Raw genomic sequence first — 21,697 nt, forward strand, 5'->3', positions numbered from 1 at the left:
GTATCATGCACAAGCGACTCTGGCTGATTGCGCTGCTGTCGTTCGCCGGGGTGGCCCTGGCCTTGACCAGAGCGGCACCGATCCGTGGCGAATGGGTCCCCGAGCAGGTCGCGCCGGGGGTATACGTGATTCACGGCCCGACCGAACTGCCGTCACCGTCCAATCAGGGTTTCATGAACAACCCGGCATTCCTGGTCACCGATGATGGTGTCGTGGTGATCGATCCGGGCAGCAGCGTGCAGGTCGGCGAGATGGTGCTCGCGCGGATCGAGCAGGTTACCGACCGGCCGGTGCTGGCCGTGTTCAACACCCATATCCACGGAGACCACTGGCTGGGCAACCAGGCCATCCGTGCCAAGTACCCGGCGGTCCCGATCTATGGTCACGAACGGGTCGCGCCCAAGGTGCGAGCCGGGGCCGGAGCGGAGTGGGTGCAGATGTTGTTGCGCATGACCGAACAGGCGATCGCGGGTACCGAGGTGGTCGGTCCCGATCACCCGGTGAACGATGGCGATGAACTGGCGATCGGGGGTCAGACCTACCGGGTGATGCACAACGACAAGGCGCACACCGATACCGACATCATGCTGTACGTGCAGGAGAAAGGCGTGGTTTTTCTCGGCGACAACGCCGGTCACCAACGCATCCTGCGCCTCGAGGGCGGCAGTTTCACCGGCAACATCGAGGCCCTCGGGCAGGCCCTGGCCACCGGTGCCACGGTCTTCGTCCCCGGGCATGGCCCGAGTGGCGGCGCCGAGGTCGCGGAGCGTTACCGTGACTACCTGGATACGCTGTATGGCACCGTCCAACAGGGATTCGATGACGGCCTCGCCGATTTCGAGATCCGTCCGTTGCTGTTGCCCAGGCTCGAACCCTGGCAGCAATGGGCGGGATTCGATATCGAACTCGGACGGCATATCAGCGGCGCCTACCTGGAAGCCGAGCGGGCCGCATTTTGAAGTCGGGGGCCGGACAACCCGCCCCGGTAGAGACGACACGGGTCACCGCTTGTGCGCTACGCTGAACGTCCATTGATCGGCATCAGCAGTTGCCTGCTCGGCCAGAAGGTGCGTTACGACGGGACCGCCAAGCGCGACCGCTGGCTGGTCGAGCGGCTGGGCAGGTATGTCGACTACGAGCCGGTGTGTCCGGAGATGGCCATCGGCCTGGGCGCGCCGCGTCCGCCGATCCGCCTGGTCGGCAGCGTCGATGCCGTACGCGTCGTGGGTATCGCGGACCCGAGCATCGACGTCACCGAGGCCCTGGAGGATTTCGCACTGGCGACGGCCAGCCGGTTGCGCGCGATAAGCGGTTACGTGTTCATGAGCAAGTCGCCCAGCTGCGGCATGGAGCGCGTCAAGCTGTATGGCCCACACGGCCAGGCCGAGAAGAAAGGGGTCGGTGCCTATGCGCGCGTGCTGATGGCAAGCCTCCCGCACCTGCCGTGCGAAGAGGAGGGGCGGCTCAACGATCCGGTATTGCGCGAGAACTTCGTCAACCGGGTGTTCGCCTACCGCCGCTGGCAGAGTCTGCGCCAGGCACCGCTCACCGCAAAGGCATTGATCGAGTTTCACGCGCGCCACAAATACATGGTGATGGCGCACTCGCAGGCTGCCTATCAGCGCCTCGGAAAACTCCTGTCGCATCTCAAGGGTGTCGACCTGGGACAGGTCGCCGATGCCTACGAGGCGGAATTCATGAGCGCGCTCAAACGTCGCGTCGGGCGCAAACGCCATGTCAACGCGTTGCAGCATATCCAGGGTTATCTGAAGGAACGCATCGATGCGGATGACAAGCGCGAGCTCGCCGAGAGCATCGACGCCTATCGCAACGAAGAGGTGCCCCTGGTGGTGCCGATGAAACTGCTGCGCCACTACTTCCGCCGAAATCCGGATCACTACATCGATCGGCAGTGGTATCTCGATCCCTACCCGGAGGCGCTCGGGCTGCGCAACGCGATATGAACGCACCGGTACAGACCGACAGCTTCGGCATCATCGTGATCGGAGACGAGATCCTCAGCGGTCGGCGACGTGACCGGCACTTCGATGCGCTGGGCGGCATGCTGCGCGAGCGCGGATTCGGCGTAGCCTGGTTGCGCATCCTGCCCGACGATCCCGAGTACCTGGCCAGCGAATTCACGCGCACCATGGCCGCGCCCAATCCGGTGTTTTGCTGTGGTGGGATAGGCGCCACGCCGGACGATCACACGCGCGCCTGCGCGGCACGCGCCGCGGCTGTGCCGTTGACGCTCCACCCCGGCGCGGTCGCCGAGATCGAGGCCCGTTTCGGTGCCGATGCCTACCCCAACCGGATCCACATGGCGGAGCTGCCGAATGGCTGTGAGCTGATTCCGAACCCCTACAACCGTATCCCCGGTTTCAGCATCAACCGGCACTACTTCCTCCCGGGATTCCCGGACATGGCGCATCCGATGGCGGGCTGGGTCCTGGACACCCACTACCGGGAGGGCGGCATCGCTGAACGGCAACGCGCGGTACGGGTCCGCGGGGTCACCGAGAGCAGCCTGATGGACCTGATGCAACAGCTGGTCGTGCAGTTTCCCGATGCGCGCCTTTTCAGCCTGCCGCGGCTCGGGCCGGAGTTCCAGATCGAACTCGGTTTCCGCGGGCGCGGCGACCTCGAGGCCCCGTTCGCTGCCCTGGTCGCGGCGCTCGAGGCGCGTGGCGTCACGTTCGACCCTGTGCAGGATTGATCCAACGGCATCCCGCCAAGTGCATTGCACAGGGCAAAACCGCTAGACTCGATGTATCCGGCAATGGACGAAGCAGGCCAAGGTGGAATCCGGTCACGACAAGCAGAAGTCCCCTCCGGGTGAGCGCCAGGAACCGCTTCCGTGGCAGCACCCGGCGATCCCGGTCGACGACCCGGACGCGGCCGAACGTGTCCGCCAGATCATGGCGAGTGCCAGTTATCGGCAGGCCGACCAGGATCCGGACTTCCTGCAGCATGCCGGTATGCGCGGCATGCGTCTGCAGGCCGACTACAGCAAGGCCGAATCCATCCTGCGCAACTACCGCATCGAGCGGACGATCATCGTGTTCGGCAGCACACGAATCCCCGATCCGCAGGTCGCCCGCGAGCGGGTCGAGCGGCTGCGGCGGTCATCTGCGACGCGGCCCGACGACGTCGGACTGGCCCGTCAGCTGGCGGTAGCCGAGCGGATCCACGACAAGAGCCGCTACTACGAAGTCGCGCGCGAGCTGGGCAGTCTGGTGGGTCGGGCGCAGCATGGCATAGGCAGGGATCGCCTCGCGGTCATGACCGGCGGGGGTCCGGGCATCATGGAGGCCGCCAATCGCGGCGCGTTCGACGTCGGAGCGCATTCGGTCGGACTGAATATCTCGCTGCCGCACGAGCAGCACCCGAACCCCTACGTGACGCCGGATCTGTGTTTCAGCTTTCACTACTTCGCACTGCGCAAGCTGCACTTCCTGCTGCGTGCCACCGCGCTGGTCGCATGCCCCGGCGGCTACGGCACGCTCGACGAGCTGTTCGAGGCGTTGACGTTGATCCAGACACGCAAGATTGAGCCGCTGCCGGTCGTGTTGATCGGCAGGGCCTTCTGGGAACGCGCGTTCGACGTCGATTTCCTCGTCGATGAGGGCGTCATCGATGCCGAGGACCGTGACCTGTTCTGGTTCGCGGAAACAGCGCAGGAAGCCTGGGAAGGCATCCTGCAGTGGCATATCAACGCCGGGCAGCCGTTGCTCGGGGGTAGGGTGGAATGAGCATGCGATTGTCGCTGCACGGTGCCGCACACGGTGTGACCGGGTCCTGTCACCTGGTCGAATGTGCCGGCGTCAAATTGCTGATCGATTGTGGCCTCTATCAGGGCGGGCGCGCGATCGAGGAAGAGAATCGCGGCGATTTCGGTTTCGAGCCCGGCGACATCGACTACCTGCTGCTCACACATGCCCACCTCGATCACTGCGGGCGCATTCCGCTGCTCGTGGCCCGCGGTTTCCGCGGCGAGATCATCACCACCGCCGCCAGCCGCGAGCTCGCACGACTGGTCATGCTGGACGCCGCCGATCTGCAGGAGGAAGAGGCTGCCTGGCAGGCAAAGAAGGCCAAGCGGCGGCATACCCGGGAGCCCGAACCACAGCCGCTGTACACGGTGCTCGATGCCCTCAACAGCATGGAACAGTTTGGCCGCACCGCGCTATACGACCAGCCGCTGCAGATCGCGCCGGGGATCCGGGCGACCTTCATCGACGCCGGCCATATACTGGGTTCGGCCAGCATCCTGCTCGAACTCGAGGAACAGGGCGAGCGCCGGCGGGTGCTGTTTTCCGGCGATCTCGGGGCGAACGGACGGCCGCTGCTGCGCGATCCGGCCACCCCGCCGCACGCCGACGTGGTCGTGATGGAGACCACTTACGGCGATCGCATGCACAAGCGTCTGCAACCCTCGATCGCCGAGCTGTACGCCGCGATTCAGGACAGCTTCAAACGCGGCGGCAACGTCATCATCCCGACCTTCGCACTGGAGCGCGCCCAGGAACTGCTGTATTGCCTGCGCGAGGGCGTGGAGCAGGGGCAGCTGCCGGCGTCGATGCAGGTCTTCCTGGATTCGCCGATGGCGATCTCGGCGACCGAGATATTTCGTCGCCATCCGGACTGCTATGAGCCGGAGATCCGCGAGCTGTTCGGCAATGGCGGGGACCCGTTCGCGCTGCCGGGGCTGCACTTCACGCGCGAGACGGCCGCCTCCATGGCACTCAACCGGATCGGCGGCGGTGCGGTGATTCTCGCGGGTTCCGGCATGTGTACCGGCGGCAGGGTCGTCCATCATCTCAAGCACAATCTCTGGCGCACGGACTGCAGCGTCATTTTCGTCGGTTTCGCGGCGCACGGGACCCTGGCGAGACGGATCATCGACGGCGCAACGAGCGTCCGGATCTTTCGCGAGGAGATCCCGGTGCGCGCCCGCATCCACACGATCGGCGGTTTCTCCGCACATGCCGACCAGGCGGAGCTGCTGGCCTGGTGGAAGGCGAGCGGCACGGACAAGCGGACGGTCCTGGTGCACGGCGACGAAGAGGCGATGCAGGCGTTTGCCGCGCTGCTCGACGATCCGCGCGTCATCATGCCGCGTCTGCACGAGTCAATCGTCCTGTAGGCCTAAGGCACGCGCATGGATGGCCGCTATCGGAAACTTGAACGATCAATCGATCTGGGCAGCCTATGATCATGCAGCCTGGCGTCATGGAGACCTTCGGTCGCAGCGTGGGCGGCGAATCGCAGGTCGGGCGCATCTACGCAGGGACCGTTGGCCTGCTCACGGTCGCTTTCGTCCTGTTCGCATTCAACGCCTGGTATGCCACGCAGCGGGTGTTCGGCAATGAACTGGAGCACGCCAACCGCCTGCTGCGGCAATCCAGCGAAGCGGTACTGGCGCACGAGGAATCCGTGCTGCGCGTCCTCGGCCGGCGGCTCGAGGAGGTAGACGCGCTGTTGTACCCCGAACGCAGTCGCCACCTGATCGACCAGATGCTGGAGATCAACACCGCGATGGCCGGGTTCGGCCTGGTGCGCCCGGACGGGCAGCTGGTACTGGTGTCCGGTGTTCCGGCGGGGCGTAACCTGCCAAGCCTGCTCGACCGGGCCGAGTCGCGCGAAGGATTCCTCAGTGCCCTGCAGAGCGATCAGATGGTTATCGGTCGCACCTATTTCTTCCCGCTGCTGCAGAAATGGTTGATCCCGGTGCGCCTGGCGATGCGCAACGCGGCCGGCGAGGTCGTTCTCGTGATGGCCGCCGGCATCAATATCGACTCGAAGGAAGCGCTCTGGCAGGCGATAGAGGTGAAGCCGGGGATGCAGCTCGCATTGTTGCGCGATGACGGCTATCCGCAGCTGGTGCTGCCGACTTCGCCGGATCAACGCGAAGCGGTGTACGCCGCGCCACTCACCGCGCATGACGGTGCGCCACTCATGGGATCCGAAGATGAAACGGCCCTGGTGCGCACCGAACGGCTTGGTCGTTATCCATTGACGGTGGTGACCCGCTACGAACGTCAGACACTCGTCGATACCTATCTTCGCGACATGACGATGCCAGCGCTGCTCTATCTGATCGCCCTCGCGATGGGCTGGCTGCTGTTCCAGTACCTGCAGCAGAAACAACGCGAGTTCGAGGGCAACCTGATCTACCAGGCATCCCACGACGCGCTGACCGGTCTGCCGAACCGCATGCTGCTCGAGGACCGCGTAATGCACGACATCGCGCGTGCCCGGCGCAACAAGCGGCGTGTCGCGATCATGTATCTGGATCTCGATCAGTTCAAACGGGTCAACGACGGTTTCGGCCACAAGACCGGTGACCTGATGCTGCGTGTCTGTGCCGATCGCCTGTTGAGCAATCTGCGCGATGCCGACACGGTGGGCCGCTTGGGGGGCGACGAATTCCTGGTGGTGCTACCCGATCTGAGCGACGCGACCGCGGTGCGCACCCTGGCGTATCGGTTGCTCGAAGACTTTCGTCGCCCACTGCGGGTCCAGGGGCGTGATCTGTTCAGTACCGTCAGCATCGGCGTTGCGGTCTTCCCGGATGACGGGGAACGCGCAGAGATCCTGCTGCAGAATGCCGATACCGCTTTGTACCGCGCCAAAGACGGAGGGCGCGACAATGTCTGCTTCTTTCAACCCCAGCACAGTCAGGCCGCTGCGCGGCGCACCGAGGTCGAGAGCGCCCTGCGCGATGCGCTGGTACACGACGAGTTGTCGGTGGTCTACCAGCCAAAGGCCAACGGCCGGACACTGCAGTGGGACGGCGCCGAGGCGCTGCTGCGATGGCACAGCGGTCAACTCGGCGACGTCTCGCCGGCGGAGTTCATCCCGGTCGCCGAGGACAGCGGCCTGATCGACGCGATCGGCTGGTTCGTGATCGATTCCGCGCTGCGTGATCTGCACCGTATCCGCGAGCGGGTGCCGGATTTCGGTATGGCGGTCAACGTGTCGGTCAGGCAGTTCCGCGACCCGACGTTCATTCGGCATCTGCTCGATCGTCTGCACAAGGCGGACGTGCCGTGCCACGCGCTGGAACTCGAAGTCACCGAGAGCATCATGGCCGAGGGCGTGCCGGAGCTCGAGGCACTGCGCGAGGCGGGCCTGCGCCTGGCGATCGATGATTTCGGCACCGGTTTTTCGAGTCTCAGCTACCTGAAGCGCCTGCCCGTGACCACCCTCAAGCTGGATCGCGCCTTCGTCAGCGATCTGGAGACCGATAACGCCGATCGTGCGCTGATCACGGCGATCATGGCGGTCGCGCGCGAACTCGATCTGGACACCGTTGCCGAGGGCGTCGAGACACAGGGTCAGTTGGCGTTCCTGCAGGCGCGCCACTGTTCGCACCTGCAGGGCTACCTGCTCGGTCGGCCGATGCCACTCGCCGATCTCTTGGACCGCCTCCCGACCTAGCCGTCCCACATCGGAACTGCGCGACATTTTCGTTCGCCCGGGCTGGTCCGCCGCACACCCGCCGGGTTATCGTATGTGGGATGTCGCGGCACCGTGCGCCAGCGGCATCGATCCCCTGTCACCGTCACTCAGTGTGCGCTGTTCCGATGTATATAGACGCCCGCAGCCTGCCCGACCGGCATCGTCTGGATGTCGACCTCGCGATCATTGGCGGGGGCCCGGCCGGTATCACGCTGGCGCGCGCCTTTGCCGGAACGCGGTACCGGGTCTGCCTGATCGAGGCTGGCGGTCTGCAGTTCGACCAGGCCACGCAGGCGCTCTACGCGGGCGAGAGCGTCGGCATCGAGTACTCGTTGACCGGCAACCGCCTGCGCTACTTCGGCGGTAGCTCGAATCACTGGGGTGGATATTGCCGGCCGCTGGACCCGATCGACTTCGAGGCGCGCGACTGGGTGCCGCACAGCGGCTGGCCGTTCGCGATCGACGAACTGCAACCGTACTATCCGACGGCGACGCAGATTGTCGAGGTCGCGCCCGCCCGCTTCGACGACCCTGGATACTGGGCCGAGCGGACCGGCGAATCGCAGCCGCTGCCGGTCACCGGACGGATGCAGCTGCGCTATGTGCAGTTCAGCCCGCCGACCGCATTCGGTCGTCGTTATGGCGACGAGCTCAAGCAGGCCGGGAACATCGACGTGCTTCTGAACGCCAACGTCACGGACATCGCATCGACCGAAGGCGGGCGGGCGGTGACCCACCTGGCCATCCGAACGCTGAACGGGTTGTCGCACAGTGTCCATGCACGGCAATACGTACTCGCCACCGGTGGCCTGGAGAATGCGCGCACCTTGTTGCTTTCGAACCGCTCGATCCCCGCGGGTCTCGGCAATCAGCACGGTCTGGTCGGCCGTTACTTCATGGAGCATCCCCACTTGCCGGCGTTTGGCGAGATCGTGGTGGCTGCGCTGCAGAAACTGCCGACGACCTTCTATGGTCGGGTGAAGGTCGACGGAAGGCACGCGACAGCGGCGTTCAATCCCTCGGACCGTTTTCTGCGCGAGCGGCGCCTGTTGAACGCGACATTCTCGGCCGGCGATGCGGGCGTGTACCGCGTCGGTGAGTCGTCGAATCTGCCTGCGGCACCGCAACACATCGACATGCTGCGCGCCGCCAGGCCGTTCCTGGGCAGCGGCGAGGGCCCGCCCGACCCCCGGCAACCGGATCTTCTCGGGCATTGGCTGGGGCTGGGCTGTGCCTGCGAACAGGTGCCGAATCCCGACAGCCGCGTCAGCCTCTCGAGCGAACGCGACGTGTTGGGGCTTCCCAGGATCCGGCTCGACTGGCGCCTGACCGAGCAGGACCGGCGCAGCGTGTTCGAACACATGCGCTCCTTTGCGATGGAATTCGGTGCCCTCGGATTCGGCCGATTGCGGCTGGACATCGAAGACGAGGCCAACTGGCCCGCGTTGGTGGCGGGCGGCAGTCACCATATGGGTACCACGCGCATGCACGACGACCCACGCAAGGGGGTCGTCGACCGCAACTGCCGGGTGCACGGCGTTGCCAACCTGCACGTGGCCGGCAGTTCGGTGTTCCCGACTTCCGGCGCAGCCAATCCGACCCTGACCCTGGTGGCCCTGGCGCTGCGTCTGGCGGATCATCTGCGCGAACGGATGGGAGCAGACAGTGATTGATCGTGATCGATTCAGCGACGTGCCGGCAACGGCGCGTCCCGCCGATACGGCGCTGCCGGCCCCGAAACACAGCGTCGTCGACGCCTGCGACAGCACCCGGCGTACACTGTTGCGTGGTCTGGTCGGCCTGATGGCCGCTGCCGGTCTGGCCGGGTGCGGCGGCCTGCGCAGCGCGGGCAGTGGGCGCTCGATCGCCCGGCAACCGTTGCTTGCGTTCCTGTTCGACCGCGATGCGGCCGCCCGCTTCGGGGCCGCCTATCTGCGTGAGCACCCGGACGAACGGGATCCCGACCGTTTGCTCGCCGAGATCGCGCGGGCCGTCGGCACGGTACCGCCGGGCGCATCGACCGTGGCGCTCGGCGAGGCCCTGCGCAGCGTCGTGAGCGCCGAGTTCCGGCGCGGCGAGGTCGTCGTCGTACAGCGGTGGATGCTGGGTCGCACCGAGGCCCGCGTTTACGCGGTCGCGGCACTGGCGGCACCCGACTGACCGCGACGGGCGGTATCGCGGGTGCCCTGCTTCGGTGACAGCCAGGGGGCTGTGCCGGTCCCGTCATGGCCTGGATCCGGCGCCTTTGTGTAGCGCCTGCCCGGCGCATGGATCGACCGCATTTTTGCCGCTTTTGCCAGGTGCAGGTGGCTCGCACTGAATTCAAGCTGCTGTTTTTACGGCCGATGTCGTGATCAGATGACGCACATCTGCCGACCGAGGGGATGTCGGTGTGTCGTGCCAGACCCCAGGCGGTAAGCAATGACCGAATTCGACGATCTCGACAGTCACGTCGTGCGTGAGGCGGCTAGCAAGTCGCTCGTCGAGCACATCTTTTTCCAAGCGGACAAGCAGATCTCGCACGAGCAGGGGCAGGCCCTCGCGCGCATCGTGATCGTATCGCTGATCTCGCTGTTCGCGATGCTGCATGCCGCGTTCGATCCGCACGACGGACTGTCGACTGCCGAGCTGACCCTCGGTCCGGCCTACGCCTTGTTCAGCATCGTGCATTACCGTTGGATCTCGACCACTCCGTTCGCTCCGCATTGGCGGCGCTACATGGTGATCGTGCTGGACCTGGCGTTCACGGGATACGTCACGTATGCATTCGGCCTGGGCGGACTCGGTTTTTACCCGGTGTTTCTGTGGATCGTGATCGGTAACGGACTGCGCTTCGGGCCACGTTATCTGCGTCTGGCGACGCTGGTCGGTATTACATCGTTCGGCATCGCGACGCTGCTGAACGGTGTCCTGGTCGCGCACCCCGGAGTTGCGATCGGGTTGATGCTCGGCCTGGTGCTGATGCCACGCCTGTTCCTCGCGATGATCAACCGGCTGGCCGATGCCAACCAGCTGCTGGCGCACAAGAAGGAAGAGGCCGAGTATCAGGCCAGCCACGATGTACTCACCGGTCTGCCCAACCGGGCGATGCTCGAGGATATCCTGCATCGCGCGATCGCCCAGGCCGAGCGCGAGGGCACCCACCTCGCGGTGGTGTTCATCGACGTCGACGGCTTCAAATCGATCAACGACAACTTCGGCCACGCGGCCGGCGACCTGCTGTTGAAACAGGTCGCTCACTGCCTGAGCGGCAGCATCCGCGGCTCCGACACGGTCGCACGACTCGGCGGCGACGAGTTCATCGTGCTGTTGGAGAGCTGCGGCGACGCGGCAACGGTCGCGGCGATCGTCGGCCAACTGTTCGCCTGCGTGGGCCGGTACTACCGCATCGGACACCAGGAGACCTATGTGACCTGGAGCTGTGGCGTCGCGGTGTTCCCCGGTGACGGGCGCAGCGCCAGTACCTTGATCAAGAACGCGGACACCGCGATGTACCAAGCCAAGGCCGCCGGACCCAATCAGTACCGGCTGTATGACCGGGCCATGTCCGCCGAGGTGGCCAAGCAGCTGGAGTTGCGCGAGTCGCTGCGACGCGGGATCGACCATGCCCAGTTCGAGGTCCATTACCAGCCGCAGGTGCCGCTGGTGGATGGCCGCCTCCGCGACGTCGAGGCCCTGGTACGCTGGCGGCATCCCGAACGCGGCCTGTTGTACCCCGGCGAGTTCATCGGTACCGCCGAACAGACGGGGCTGATCGTGCCGATCGGTTACCAGGTCCTGGAGCAGGCGCTGGCCGATGCGCGGCGCTGGCGCGACCGCGGACTGGGCGAGATCCGCGTGCACGTCAACATCTCGCCCCACCAACTCGCCGACGCCGGGTTCACCGATCAGCTCGGTGCCCTGTGCGGAAAATACGACTGGTCACCGGCACGACTCGGGCTGGAGATCACCGAAAGCATGTTGATCGCCGACATGGACTCGGTCGGGCATGTCCTGGCCCGCTTGCGCAGCCAGGGTTTCATCATATCGCTGGACGATTTCGGGACCGGGTTCTCGTCGCTCGCGTATCTCAAGTCGCTGCCGATCGACCGACTGAAGATCGATCGTTCGTTCGTCCGCGACATCCCGGAAGACGCCTACGACTGCACCCTGGTGGAGGCCACCTTGATGATCGGCAAACAGCTCGGCCTGGGCCTGATCGCCGAAGGGGTGGAAAACAACGTACAGATGGACTGGCTCAGGGAGCGCGGCTGCGACCAGATGCAGGGTTTCCTGTTCGCCCCCGGCCTGCCGGTCGACGAGCTCGAACGGGTGATCGGTTCGCCCAACGATTGGCCGCATGCCTGACTGCAGTGCCTACTCAGTCGGCTCCCTGTTCGGCGGCCTGCGCACATGTCCTGCCTCGGCGAGGCGTTGCAGGTACTGGTTCCAGTACAGGTCCTGTTTGCGTCCGAGGTCGTACAGATAGGCCCAGTCGTATAAACCGGAATCGTGGCCGTCGTCGAACACGATCTTGAGCGCATAGGCGCCGACCGGGCGCATCTCGGTGATGTTCACGTCCTGCTTGTCGAGCTGCAGCTTGGCATGCTGTCCCCAATGACCGCGCACCTCGGCCGAAGGCGAGTACACGCGCAACAACTCGCAAGGAAGATCGAATCGGGCCCCGTCGTCGAACGCGATCTCGAGCGAGTGCGATTGACGGTGCAGCACGATATCGGTCGGTTTGGGCGTATCGCTCATGTTGCTCAGTAGATGCCCGGTATCAGACGGTGAGTGCGTTTGACATACGCCGAGTAGTCTTCGAACTTCAGGTGCAGATGGGCCTCTTCCCGATGCATCTTGCCGAATATCGCGACCACCAGCAGTGCGAAACCGACATAGTTCGGCCACGCGTGGCGGTAGAGTGCGATGCCGAGCATGAACAGCAACAGGCTGGTGTACATGGGGTGGCGGATCCACCGATAAGGTCCGGTCGTCACCAGGCAGGCATCCGGGATCGGCTCGGGATAGATGCCGAAGTTGCCGAGTTTGTTGTGCGCGAGAGTATACAGGCCGACGATCAGGCCGAGTGCGCTGAGCGACAGCCATTGTCCGCGACCTGCCAGCTGCGCGACGAACGGCCATGCGACGATCACGATCGCGCCGAACTGCAATGCGACCAGCAGGTGACTGATTGTCGATTTGCTACGCATGCGCCGGCCGTCAATGGGGAGCGCCGAGCGCCATCGCACGTTGCACCGTCCCGTCCTCCACGTCATCGCGCAGCTTCCAGCCCTGTGTGTGGCGTTCGACGATGTCGGCCAGTACCGCCATGTGTTCGGCGTCGTCGTTCAGGCAGGGGATGTATTCGTAGCGCTCGCCGCCGGCGTGCAGGAACAGTTCCTTGTTTTCCATCGCCACCTCTTCCAGTGTCTCGAGGCAGTCGGCCGAGAAACCCGGACAGATGACCTGTACCGACTTGACGCCGTCGTGTGCCATGCGCTCCAGGGTATGGTCGGTATACGGCTGCAGCCACTGTTTTGGGCCGAGGCGCGATTGGAAGCTGAGCATCCAGGCTTGCTGGTCGAGTCCCAGCGACTCGGCCAGCAGGCGTGCGCTCTTCTGGCATTCGCAAAAATACGGATCTCCCTTATGGAAATACTCCTCGGGGATGCCGTGGAAGGACATCAGCAGCCGATCCGCATCGCCGGCGAGCGCGCGATGCCGACGCACGCTTGCGGCGAGGGCGGCGATGTATCCCGGGTCGTCGTGATAGTGGTTGACGAAACGCAGTTCCGGGATCCAGCGCCAACGCCGCAGCTCGTCGGTCACGGCGTCGAAGATCGACGCGGTGGTGGTCGCCGAGTACTGCGGATACAAAGGCAGCACCAGCACCCGCCGGACCTGCTGATCACGCAGCTCCTCGAGCGCGCTGCGGATCGACGGTCTGCCGTAGCGCATGCCCAACGCGACCGGCACCGCGGTGCCGAGGCGTTCCGCGAGCAGGGCCCCGAGGGCATCGCGTTGCCGGTACGATATCGTCAACAGCGGCGAGCCCTCGGCGGTCCACACCTTGCGGTACGCCGCGGCCGAGCGCGCCGGCCGGGTATTGAGGATGATGCCGTTGAGCACCAGCCACCAAAGCGGCCGCGAGGCCTCGACGACCCGCGGGTCCCACAGGAATTCCTTGAGATAGCGCCGGACCGCACCGCGTTCGGGTGCGTCCGGGGTGCCGAGGTTGACCAGCAGCACGCCGGTGCGGGCCGCTGTGTCATGACGGAAGGTCTGCAGATTCGGTTCGGTCAATGTCCTGTCATCCGTTGTTGCGGAGTTTTCCCCGTCGATTGTCCGACGATCGACAGTCTAGGGTCGATGCCGGGCAGTTCTGCGTCACAATTTGCACGGGATCTGCGCTCGGCGCAGTTTACCAGCGAGCGGGCTGCACAAGCGGCGCGTCTGCCACTCGGTCCCCTGCGCGCGGTAAAACCGGTGGACTGACAGGCCACACGGCCACGCCGACGACCTGACAATGCAAAGCCGCTCCCGCAACCGGCGCAGCTTGGGCTAGGCTTCCGATGTCGGGCGTGCGGACAACTGCGGTGCGCCTGGCGCGGCCGGAAAATTTGCATCTATCGATGGAGAACATCATGAAGTCAATCGAGCTGTTTGCCACCGCCGTGATCGCGGCGGTGTTGTCGCTGGGCGTCCATGCCGGAACCGATCCGGCCGCTGCGGAACCGGCCGCCGCCGAACCGGCCGCTGCGGGCGCGCCCGGGCCGGCGCCGGCAATGCCGCCGGCGATGGTACAGAAGATGGAGCAGATGCAGGAGATGCGGCGCCAGCAGATGGAGCGTATGCGGGCATCGGGGCAGATGCCGATGATGGGACCGCGCGGGGCGATGATGGATCCCGAGATGCAGCAGCAGATGATGGAGATGCGCCAGCAGCGCATGCAGATGATGTCACCTGGCGGCGGAGGCATGCCGATGATGGGGCCGCGCGGGGCGATGATGGATCCCGAGATGCGTCAGCAGATCCAGGAGATGCGCCAGCAGCATCGCCAGATGATGCAGCAGGCACAGGTGGAAGAACCGGTGGCAGCCGAAGCCGAAGCCGCAGCCGATGACGCGCCGCCGGCGCCCCAGGCCGCGGCACCCGCGGAGCCGCCGTTCGGTATGGGGCCGTGCCGCAAGATGCACGCCGCGATGGGTGGCAAATGCGGCGGCGGCAAGTGCGGCGGAGGGAAATGCGGAGGAGGCATGGGGGCCGGCCGCGGCAAGCAGCAGATGATGCAGATGCGCAAGGAGCACATGCAGACCATGGAACAGCGGCTGGCGAACATCGAGGCCCTGCTGCGCGAAATGGTCGAGATGCAGAAAGCACGCTGAGGGCACTTCGCGGTCGCCGGCTCAGGCGACCGCAGACGGGACGGGGATCTGCGCCACATCTGCAGATCCCCGTGGCATCGGTAGATCGTGGTTGTCGGCCGCTGTGGTCAGGCGCACCGGCAGGCTGCGCGTCGGAACCGACGGCGACAGCCGCCACGCCAGCACTTCGAACCGTGCGCCGGGTCCCTGCCGACTCGGTGTCAGCCTGTGGCTCGGGTGCGAAACGATGGCCTGGCGTCGGTCAAAACAGCCGTGGCCAGAGAAAACCGGTGCGCCGCCGAAAGTCGGCGTAGGCCGGCACCGTTGCGAGGAACTTGCGTTCCTCGATCTTGGCGCGGATCACCTGCAGGATCACCGCGACCAGGTACAGGTACATAGCGGCAGGCGTGGCGGCGAGGATCGCGACACCGAAGATATGGATCATCTCGCCGAAGTACAGCGGGTGGCGGATGCGGCTGTAGGGGCCGGTGGTGATCAACTCGCGTACCGCGGTGCGCAGGCCGAACGAGGCCCGCAGGTGGGCGATCGCCCAGATGCTGAACGCTGCGCCGAACAGGCCGATCAACAGGCCGGCGAGGTTCATGTAGAACGGAAACGCCGGGGTAAGCTCCGCCAACCAGCGCAGGAAGGGTTCCGGATAGCCGGGTAACACGGCGCGCACCTGCGGCATGAACATCGCCGCAAAGCCGAACACTGGCACGAACACCGTGATCAACGGAAACACGTTTTCCCAGAATCCCTTGGGGCGGTCCTTCGCGGCGCCGCGCACGACCAGACTGTAGAACACCAGTGCATCGAATGCCGTCGACACGATGTAGTAACCGATGTACGAAAACTGCCCGGTGAGGAAATAGGCCGCGCCGTTGCCGAGGCTCGCGCGCCGGCCATCGTCCTGCAGCAGTTCCCAGAGCTGTTCGTTGCCGGCGATATAGCCGATCAGGTAGTAGGTCTTCGCCGCGACCACGATCGCGAAGAAGATCAGCGGAAAGATATCGACGCGCCAGTCTTTCTGCGCTGTCATCGGATCGTGGCTCCTCGGTTGGGTTTCGGGCGCCTATGTGACCTCAGCGGCCCGACTTTCGCAACTGCGCCTCGACCCTCGCGGCCTCGATCCGCGCCTTGTCGAGCACCCGCGGGATCAGCCGGTGGACGGTGGCCAGTTCGGTCGCGTGGCGACACGCGCGTTCCTCCAGCCAGGCGCGCTGGACGTCGTCGATATGCTGCAACAGCAGCAACCGGGGTGCCGACCAGGCGAGGTAGTCCTCTGCGAGGGCGCGTGCCTGCGGGTCCTGCCAGTCGACGCTGAGTCCGAGCGGCGGAAAGGCCGACTCCGGCAGCGGGTCGGCCGCCGCGGGTCCGTCCAGGCGCTCGCCACCGACACCCCGTCGGCGGCGGAACCAGGCCTTGTGCTGTCCCAACCGGCGTACCTGGCGCTCGAGGTGTTCGGCGTGCTGGCGCGGTCCCAGCTCACCCCGGGCCGGTACGCCGCGGGCCAGCAGGCTCGGCGACACGAAGCTGTGGTCGGCGAGGCGGCTCGCCTGCCAGCGGCCGATGCGCAGTTCCGGGATCAGGTCCGGGTTTTCGGTCGTGGCGAGCAGGGCGACCGGGGTGCCCCGGTGATCCGTGGCCCAGCATTCGCAGTCATCGATCAGTGGGAAGGGCAGGTGTCCCCGGAGGCCGTGCAGTACATCGCACAGCCCGGCCGCGGCGGCGGACATCGCGCCGATGTCCATGACCGGATTCGCCGGGATGCGCTGCAGGCCATCCCCGGCGTCCCACAGGCCAAAGTTGAAGAACTGCGTGATCGGTGCGACCTGGCTGAAGCTGCGCCAGGTGTGGTCCGGGCGCTCGGCGAGTACCTGTACCTGCCAGACCTCGCCGTCCGGGCTGTAGGCGCGCGCGTCGTGCGTCTCGACGACCTGCAGCACGCCCTCGAACGGGTTGACCCGGCGCACCGCGAAGTGCCGGGTCACGCCCGGGGCGGGCCTCACCCGTCGGCCCGATCGAGCCGGCGGCGCAGGTCCTCGGCGAGTTGGTAGGCGGGACCCTGCAACTCGGGGTCGAGCGCGTCGATCAGGTACTCGACATCATCCAGCGCCTGCGTCAGCTCCGCGCGCGTGACCAGCCGGTCGAGGCGACCGGCCAGTTGCTGCATCCATGCGATGCTGTCGATGCCCGCCGGGATCACCGACGGCTGCCCCAGACCGCGTAGACGGGATCGCTGTCGGTCACGCGATCGGCGTACTTGTCGTCGCCCGGGCGTGGCAGGCCGCGGATCGACCAGGTCTCGAGGCCGTCGAACAGGTCGTCGCGCAGGAAGTACTCCAGCACCAGGCCGGGGCGCTCGAATTCGTGCATGCCCTCCCAGGCCCGGATGACCTTCGGCGGGAACCAGCGGTTGGAGAAGGTCACGATGAAGCGCCCGCCCGGGCGCAATACCCGCGCCACCTCGGCGAACACCTCGAACGGCTTGGTCAGGTACTCGACCGACAGACTGCAGATCACCGCATCGAACTCGGCGTCGGCATAGGGCAGTTGCGGGCGCAGGTTCAGGTCGTGGACCCGGTGTTCGGCAAACAGCGGATTCGCCGACAGCTCCTCGGCGTTCATGCCGAGCCCGACCAGGTCGCCGAGGCCGTGTTCCGCAGGCAGATGCGACTCCCAGCTCGCCATCAGGTCGAGCACCCGGCCGCCCGGCGGCAGCAGCCGGCGGTACAGCTTGGCGATCTGCGCCGAGGCGCTGCGGTCGACGTGCGAGACCATGCGCGGCATCGCGTAGAACGCCGTGTCCGGTTCGCCGGCGACGCGCGCGAACGGGATGTCCTGCCAGAAATCGGTCGGCTGACCGCGCCAGCGCGCCTGCATGCCGGGCCCGTTGTGGGTCACCATCTCGGCGACGTCGTTGCAGCTGCCGCCGTGCTCGTCGCGCGCTGCCCAGATGTCGAGGATCCGCACACTCAGATCCAGCGCCTTGTCGGCCAGCGGATTGTTCAGATCGCAGCACAACATGTCGTCGCTGGTCGAACAGACCCGGAACGGCAGCACCTCCTCGGGAAAGATGCCACGCGATCCGCCGATGAACGCGCGTGGATAGAAGCGGCCGGTACGCGGTTCGACGTACATGTGCTTGCGCAGGTTGCGGTGGAACGCGCGTTGCCGGAGGTTGAAGCACAGGTCGGACTGGTAGGGGACGATCAGTTCCCCCGGGGCGAATGCGTGGTGCGCGACATGGTCGACCGGCCGATCCATCAGGTCCGGTTCCAGCTCGTAGGGCAGGATATCGCGCCACAGGTTGAGTTTGCGTGCCACCAGCTGGTCGGTGTGCCGTGCATGCCGGCTCTGCCAGGCGAGACTGAACGCCATCGCACACATCGCATGACCGTCGGTGCGCTCGAGAGGCTGTATCTCAGCCCCGTCGTCATCGCCGAGGTCGAAACCGACCAGTGCCTCGTTGATATCGTTCATCGCTTCCCCCGGTCGTCCCCTTGACTCAACGCCGCAGTGTGCCGCGTTGCCCGGGATAATTCCCTAGGCATATTTCAGGGTGAATCCGGCTGCGGCGAGATATTCCGCCTCGCGCGCGATCTCGGCGTCGGTGAGTGGGTGTTCCGACAACCACTCGTCCGGAAACTCCACCCGGATATCGCGCTCGGCGACGACCAGCTTCATCGGCGGTTTGTGCGCCGCGCCGCGACCACGGTGCAACAGTGCCGACAGGCGCAACAGCACCGCGAGGCGCTTGGTCGGTTCCACGGTCTGCGGTGGCAGTCGCGCGAATTCAGTCTCCAGGAAACGGCGTCGGTGGACCCTTACCAGTGCCGCGAGCACCGCCTGTTGCGGCCGTGAGAAACCGGGCAAGTCGGCATTCGCAAGCAGGTAGGCACCGTGCTTGTGAAAACTGTTGTGCGACACGACCAGACCGATCTCGTGCAGGCGGCTCGCCCAGTTCAGCATCAGCGTGTGCTCCGGGTCGGTCAACGCCCAGCTGTCCTGGACCTGGCGCAACAACATGCGGGCGGTGGTCTCGACGCGACTGGCCTGCAACCTGTCGACGCCGAAACGCTGCATCACCGCCTGGATGGTCGAATCGCGGATGTCCATGTGCTGGATGTGACCGACGAGTTCGTACAGCAGACCTTCGCGCAAGGCCAGGTCGGAGACCTGCATCTGCTCGATGCCGAGCGACTTGAAGACCGCGCTCAGCACCGCGACGCCGCCGGCGAACACCGGGCGACGATCGTCGGTCAGGCCCTCGAGCTTGACGGCGTCGATGTGGCCTGCGCCGACCAGTGCGCGGCGCAGCTTTTTCAGCGCCGACCGGGTGATGCCCTCGCTGCTCCAGCCGTTGGCGATCGCGACCCGTTCGATCGACTTGATCGTGCCTGAACTGCCGACCGCGGACTGCCAGCGATCGGCCTCGAACATGCGACGCACCGGACGCAGTTCGACGCGGCCGGCGATCACCGCCTTGTTCATCGCCTCTTCGGTGATCTTGCCGTCGGCGAAGAACCGTCCGGTCATGCTGACGCAGCCCATGAACAGGCTCTCGCGTTCGTCCGCCTCGAGTCCCCGACCGAGGATCAGTTCGGTGCTGCCACCGCCGATATCGACCACCAGCCTGGCGTCGTCGCCAACCGCCAGCCCGTGTGCGACACCGAGATAGACCAGGCGGGCCTCCTCGCGCCCACCGATGATCTCAATCGGGTGTCCGAGGGCGTCCTCGGCGGCACGCAGAAAGGCGCCGCCGTCGCGGATCTGGCGCATCGTGTTGGTGCCGACCGCGCGCACCGCGTGGTGTGGCAGTGCGCGCAGCCGCTGGCCCATCTTCGACAGGCTTTCGACCGCGCGCTCCCAGGCATCGCCGCTGAGCGTCTTGTCCGGCAGCAGGCCGCCACCGAGCCGCACCGCGTCGCGCAAGCGGTCGACGATCACGAGCTGGCGGTTGTCGAGCTTGCCGACGATCATGTGGAAACTGTTGGAACCCAGATCGACCGCCGCCACGGTCTCGGGTGTCGGCGGGTTGCTGTCTACTACGTCCATACCCTCGACCGGGAGGCAATGCGGGAGCGCCAATGCTAACCTGCGCCGGGTGACGAGGCGAACAGCAATATGCCGTCCAAGGACGTCGCGGCGCATCCCCAAGCAACCCCCAGCGGCGACCCCTGCATGCCGAAATCACGCCTGTTCGGATCCATCTGCTGCGGCCTGACCTTGCTGTCGCTCGGCTGCGGTGCGGTAGCGGCGGCGACCGAGTTCGAGTGGGTCAACCGCCTGCGCGCGCAGGCCGGTCTGCCGGCGCTGGCCGAGGATGCCGGGCTGGCCACCGCGGCGGCGCGCCACGCGGCCTACCTCGATCGCCACCGTGAGCCCGGGCAGAGCGGCATCGGTCCTTCGGCACATACCGAACTGCCGGCGGACGAGGGTTTCAGCGGCGCCCTGCCGGCCGACCGCGCGGTCGCTGCCGGCTATCGACACCGCGACGTGCTGGAGAACGTCAGCATGGGGTACACCGATGCACACAGTGCGATCGACGGGCTCATGAGTGCCCTGTACCACCGTCTGACGTTTCTGGACCTGGAGGCCGACCAGCTCGGCGTCGCGGTCGGCAAAGGTTCGCGGGTGTTCGTACTGGGGCGTACCGACCTGGCGACGCTGTGCGTGGCACCACCGCCGGAGGCGCTGTCGCGCACACCGCTCGACTGCCTCGGGCAGCCGATGACACGTGACTTCTACGAGGCGTTGTGCGCCGATCTTCCGGCGGAGGCGATGTTCCGGCCTTCGCACCCGGTCGCGTGCGCCAACGGCGTGCGGCTGGATGCCTCGTACATGGCCGGGATCTGTGCGCAGCCGCCGCCGGGCGCGCGGTTTCGCGGTCATGGCCGTTACTACGAGCCGTGTGACAACGGTACCAGGATCGATGCGCGCTGGTTCAATGCGCTGTGTGAACGTCGCCCGGCCGACGCGGTCGCGCGGGGGAGCGGCAGTTACTTCGAGATCTGCGAGCCTTCGGTCCAGGTCGGCGCCGAATGGTTCGAGGCGCTGTGCGCCGCACTCCCTGAACACGCGCGATTCCGCGACTCGGGACGTTACCGCGTGCCCTGCGCCGACGACACCGCGGTGCGCGTCGAGTATCTCGACGTCCTCGATCGGCAACGCCGTGCGGATCTGCCCGAGGTCGTGCTATGGCCACCCGACGGAGCGACCGACATACCACCGGCATTCTTCATCGAACAGCCCGATCCGCTACCCGACCTCACAGTGGCCGGATACCCGGTGACGCTGCAGTTCAACCCGGCGCTGGTCGATGATGTCGAGCTGCGCGCTTGGCGGATATCCCGGGACGATCCGGCTGCCGACGACGCACCGCTCGAGGTGCGCCTGCTAGACCACGAGACCGACCCCAACCAGCTGCTCGGTCGCCACGAGTTCGCGTTGTTCCCGTTGCAGCGGCTGGCCTGGGGGACGCGTTACCAGGTCGAGGTGGAAGCCCTGCTCGACGGGGTCCAGCGCCGCTGGGCATGGCGGTTCACGACCCGCGGGTCCCGGGATACGCTGCTGACCGCGGCCGCCGCGTCGCAGCGTTTCGTGGTGCGCACCGGGGTCGATTACTTGCTTTACCTGCCCCCGCGCGACCAGGCGTCCACGGGCGTGTCGAGCAGTCGGATCCAGCACCGCCGTGGCAACCGGGTGACGCTGAAGGCGGTCGATCCCAACACCCTGCGCCTGCGTGTCGAGGCACGCCTGTGCGACGTGATCGAGTTGCATTTCGATGACGGGCGCCGGGTACAACTGGTCCCGTCGGGCTGCGCCGGATAGTGCAACCCCGGCTGCTATCATCGGCGGTTGGGAGGTGCGGGCCAAGTATG

General features: G+C 66.0%; 19 protein-coding genes. 11 read left to right on the top strand and 8 right to left on the bottom strand.

Annotated features, from left to right (window positions below; genetic code table 11):
- The first annotated feature begins 5 nt into the window (after nt 1-5).
- The 9 genes from H6955_10765 (at nt 6) to H6955_10805 (ending at nt 11,811) form a co-directional block, all read left to right on the top strand.
- A complete protein-coding gene (locus tag H6955_10765; GenBank protein MCP5314034.1) occupies nt 6-959 on the top strand; it encodes an MBL fold metallo-hydrolase in 954 nt (317 codons plus the stop codon).
- A gap of 51 nt (nt 960-1,010) precedes the next feature.
- A complete protein-coding gene (locus H6955_10770; protein ID MCP5314035.1) occupies nt 1,011-1,964 on the top strand; it encodes a DUF1722 domain-containing protein in 954 nt (317 codons plus the stop codon).
- Nucleotides 1,961-2,716, top strand: a complete 756-nt coding sequence (locus H6955_10775) for a competence/damage-inducible protein A (protein MCP5314036.1) — start codon at nt 1,961-1,963, stop codon at nt 2,714-2,716. The genes H6955_10770 and H6955_10775 overlap by 4 nt, the downstream gene beginning before the upstream one ends.
- A 202-nt stretch (nt 2,717-2,918) precedes the next feature.
- A complete protein-coding gene (locus H6955_10780; protein MCP5314037.1) occupies nt 2,919-3,752 on the top strand; it encodes an LOG family protein in 834 nt (277 codons plus the stop codon).
- A 2-nt stretch (nt 3,753-3,754) separates the two neighbouring features.
- Nucleotides 3,755-5,146 (top strand): MBL fold metallo-hydrolase, encoded by a 1,392-nt coding sequence (locus H6955_10785; GenBank protein MCP5314038.1) that lies wholly within the window; start codon nt 3,755-3,757, stop codon nt 5,144-5,146.
- A gap of 71 nt (nt 5,147-5,217) precedes the next feature.
- Nucleotides 5,218-7,443: an EAL domain-containing protein gene (locus H6955_10790; GenBank protein ID MCP5314039.1), complete on the top strand. Its 2,226-nt coding sequence runs from the start codon at nt 5,218-5,220 to the stop codon at nt 7,441-7,443.
- A gap of 146 nt (nt 7,444-7,589) precedes the next feature.
- On the top strand, nt 7,590-9,137 hold the full coding sequence (locus tag H6955_10795) for a GMC family oxidoreductase (GenBank protein MCP5314040.1): 1,548 nt from the start codon (nt 7,590-7,592) through the stop codon (nt 9,135-9,137).
- Complete coding sequence (locus tag H6955_10800; GenBank protein ID MCP5314041.1) at nt 9,130-9,624, top strand: hypothetical protein; 495 nt, start codon at nt 9,130-9,132, stop codon at nt 9,622-9,624. The genes H6955_10795 and H6955_10800 overlap by 8 nt, the downstream gene beginning before the upstream one ends.
- 261 nt (nt 9,625-9,885) lie before the next feature.
- Nucleotides 9,886-11,811, top strand: a complete 1,926-nt coding sequence (locus H6955_10805) for an EAL domain-containing protein (GenBank protein ID MCP5314042.1) — start codon at nt 9,886-9,888, stop codon at nt 11,809-11,811.
- A gap of 9 nt (nt 11,812-11,820) precedes the next feature.
- Here the strand turns inward: H6955_10805 and H6955_10810 are convergent, their stop codons facing one another.
- The 3 genes from H6955_10810 to H6955_10820 are packed head-to-tail and all read right to left on the bottom strand — an operon-like array spanning nt 11,821 to nt 13,749.
- Nucleotides 11,821-12,204, bottom strand: a complete 384-nt coding sequence (locus tag H6955_10810) for a DUF971 domain-containing protein (protein ID MCP5314043.1) — start codon at nt 12,202-12,204, stop codon at nt 11,821-11,823.
- Nucleotides 12,205-12,209: 5 nt separating this feature from the next.
- Nucleotides 12,210-12,656 (bottom strand): isoprenylcysteine carboxylmethyltransferase family protein, encoded by a 447-nt coding sequence (locus tag H6955_10815; GenBank protein MCP5314044.1) that lies wholly within the window; start codon nt 12,654-12,656, stop codon nt 12,210-12,212.
- A 10-nt stretch (nt 12,657-12,666) separates the two neighbouring features.
- Nucleotides 12,667-13,749, bottom strand: coding sequence for a ferrochelatase (locus tag H6955_10820; protein ID MCP5314045.1), 1,083 nt, complete (start codon nt 13,747-13,749; stop codon nt 12,667-12,669).
- Between the two features lie 341 nt (nt 13,750-14,090).
- On the opposite strand from H6955_10820, the gene H6955_10825 reads away from it, so the two are divergent.
- A complete protein-coding gene (locus H6955_10825; protein MCP5314046.1) occupies nt 14,091-14,831 on the top strand; it encodes a hypothetical protein in 741 nt (246 codons plus the stop codon).
- A 241-nt stretch (nt 14,832-15,072) separates the two neighbouring features.
- Here the strand turns inward: H6955_10825 and H6955_10830 are convergent, their stop codons facing one another.
- From H6955_10830 to H6955_10850, 5 genes are all read right to left on the bottom strand, one after another.
- Nucleotides 15,073-15,852 carry an isoprenylcysteine carboxylmethyltransferase family protein gene (locus tag H6955_10830; protein MCP5314047.1) on the bottom strand — a complete coding sequence of 260 codons (780 nt, stop codon included), beginning with the start codon at nt 15,850-15,852 and terminating at the stop codon, nt 15,073-15,075.
- Nucleotides 15,853-15,895: 43 nt separating this feature from the next.
- Nucleotides 15,896-16,804, bottom strand: coding sequence for a hypothetical protein (locus H6955_10835; protein ID MCP5314048.1), 909 nt, complete (start codon nt 16,802-16,804; stop codon nt 15,896-15,898).
- 14 nt (nt 16,805-16,818) lie between these two features.
- Nucleotides 16,819-17,019, bottom strand: a complete 201-nt coding sequence (locus tag H6955_10840; protein ID MCP5314049.1) for a hypothetical protein — start codon at nt 17,017-17,019, stop codon at nt 16,819-16,821.
- Entirely contained in the window at nt 17,016-18,203 is a 1,188-nt protein-coding gene (locus H6955_10845) for a methyltransferase domain-containing protein (GenBank protein ID MCP5314050.1), read from the bottom strand. The genes H6955_10840 and H6955_10845 overlap by 4 nt, the downstream gene beginning before the upstream one ends.
- A 156-nt stretch (nt 18,204-18,359) precedes the next feature.
- Entirely contained in the window at nt 18,360-19,871 is a 1,512-nt protein-coding gene (locus H6955_10850; protein MCP5314051.1) for a Ppx/GppA family phosphatase, read from the bottom strand.
- A gap of 126 nt (nt 19,872-19,997) precedes the next feature.
- Between H6955_10850 and H6955_10855 the strand changes: the two genes are divergently transcribed.
- Nucleotides 19,998-21,647, top strand: coding sequence for a CAP domain-containing protein (locus H6955_10855; GenBank protein ID MCP5314052.1), 1,650 nt, complete (start codon nt 19,998-20,000; stop codon nt 21,645-21,647).
- Nucleotides 21,648-21,697 lie beyond the last annotated feature (50 nt).

The organism is Chromatiaceae bacterium (genome assembly GCA_024235395.1).
Classification (GTDB): Bacteria; Pseudomonadota; Gammaproteobacteria; order Chromatiales; family Chromatiaceae; genus Thiosocius.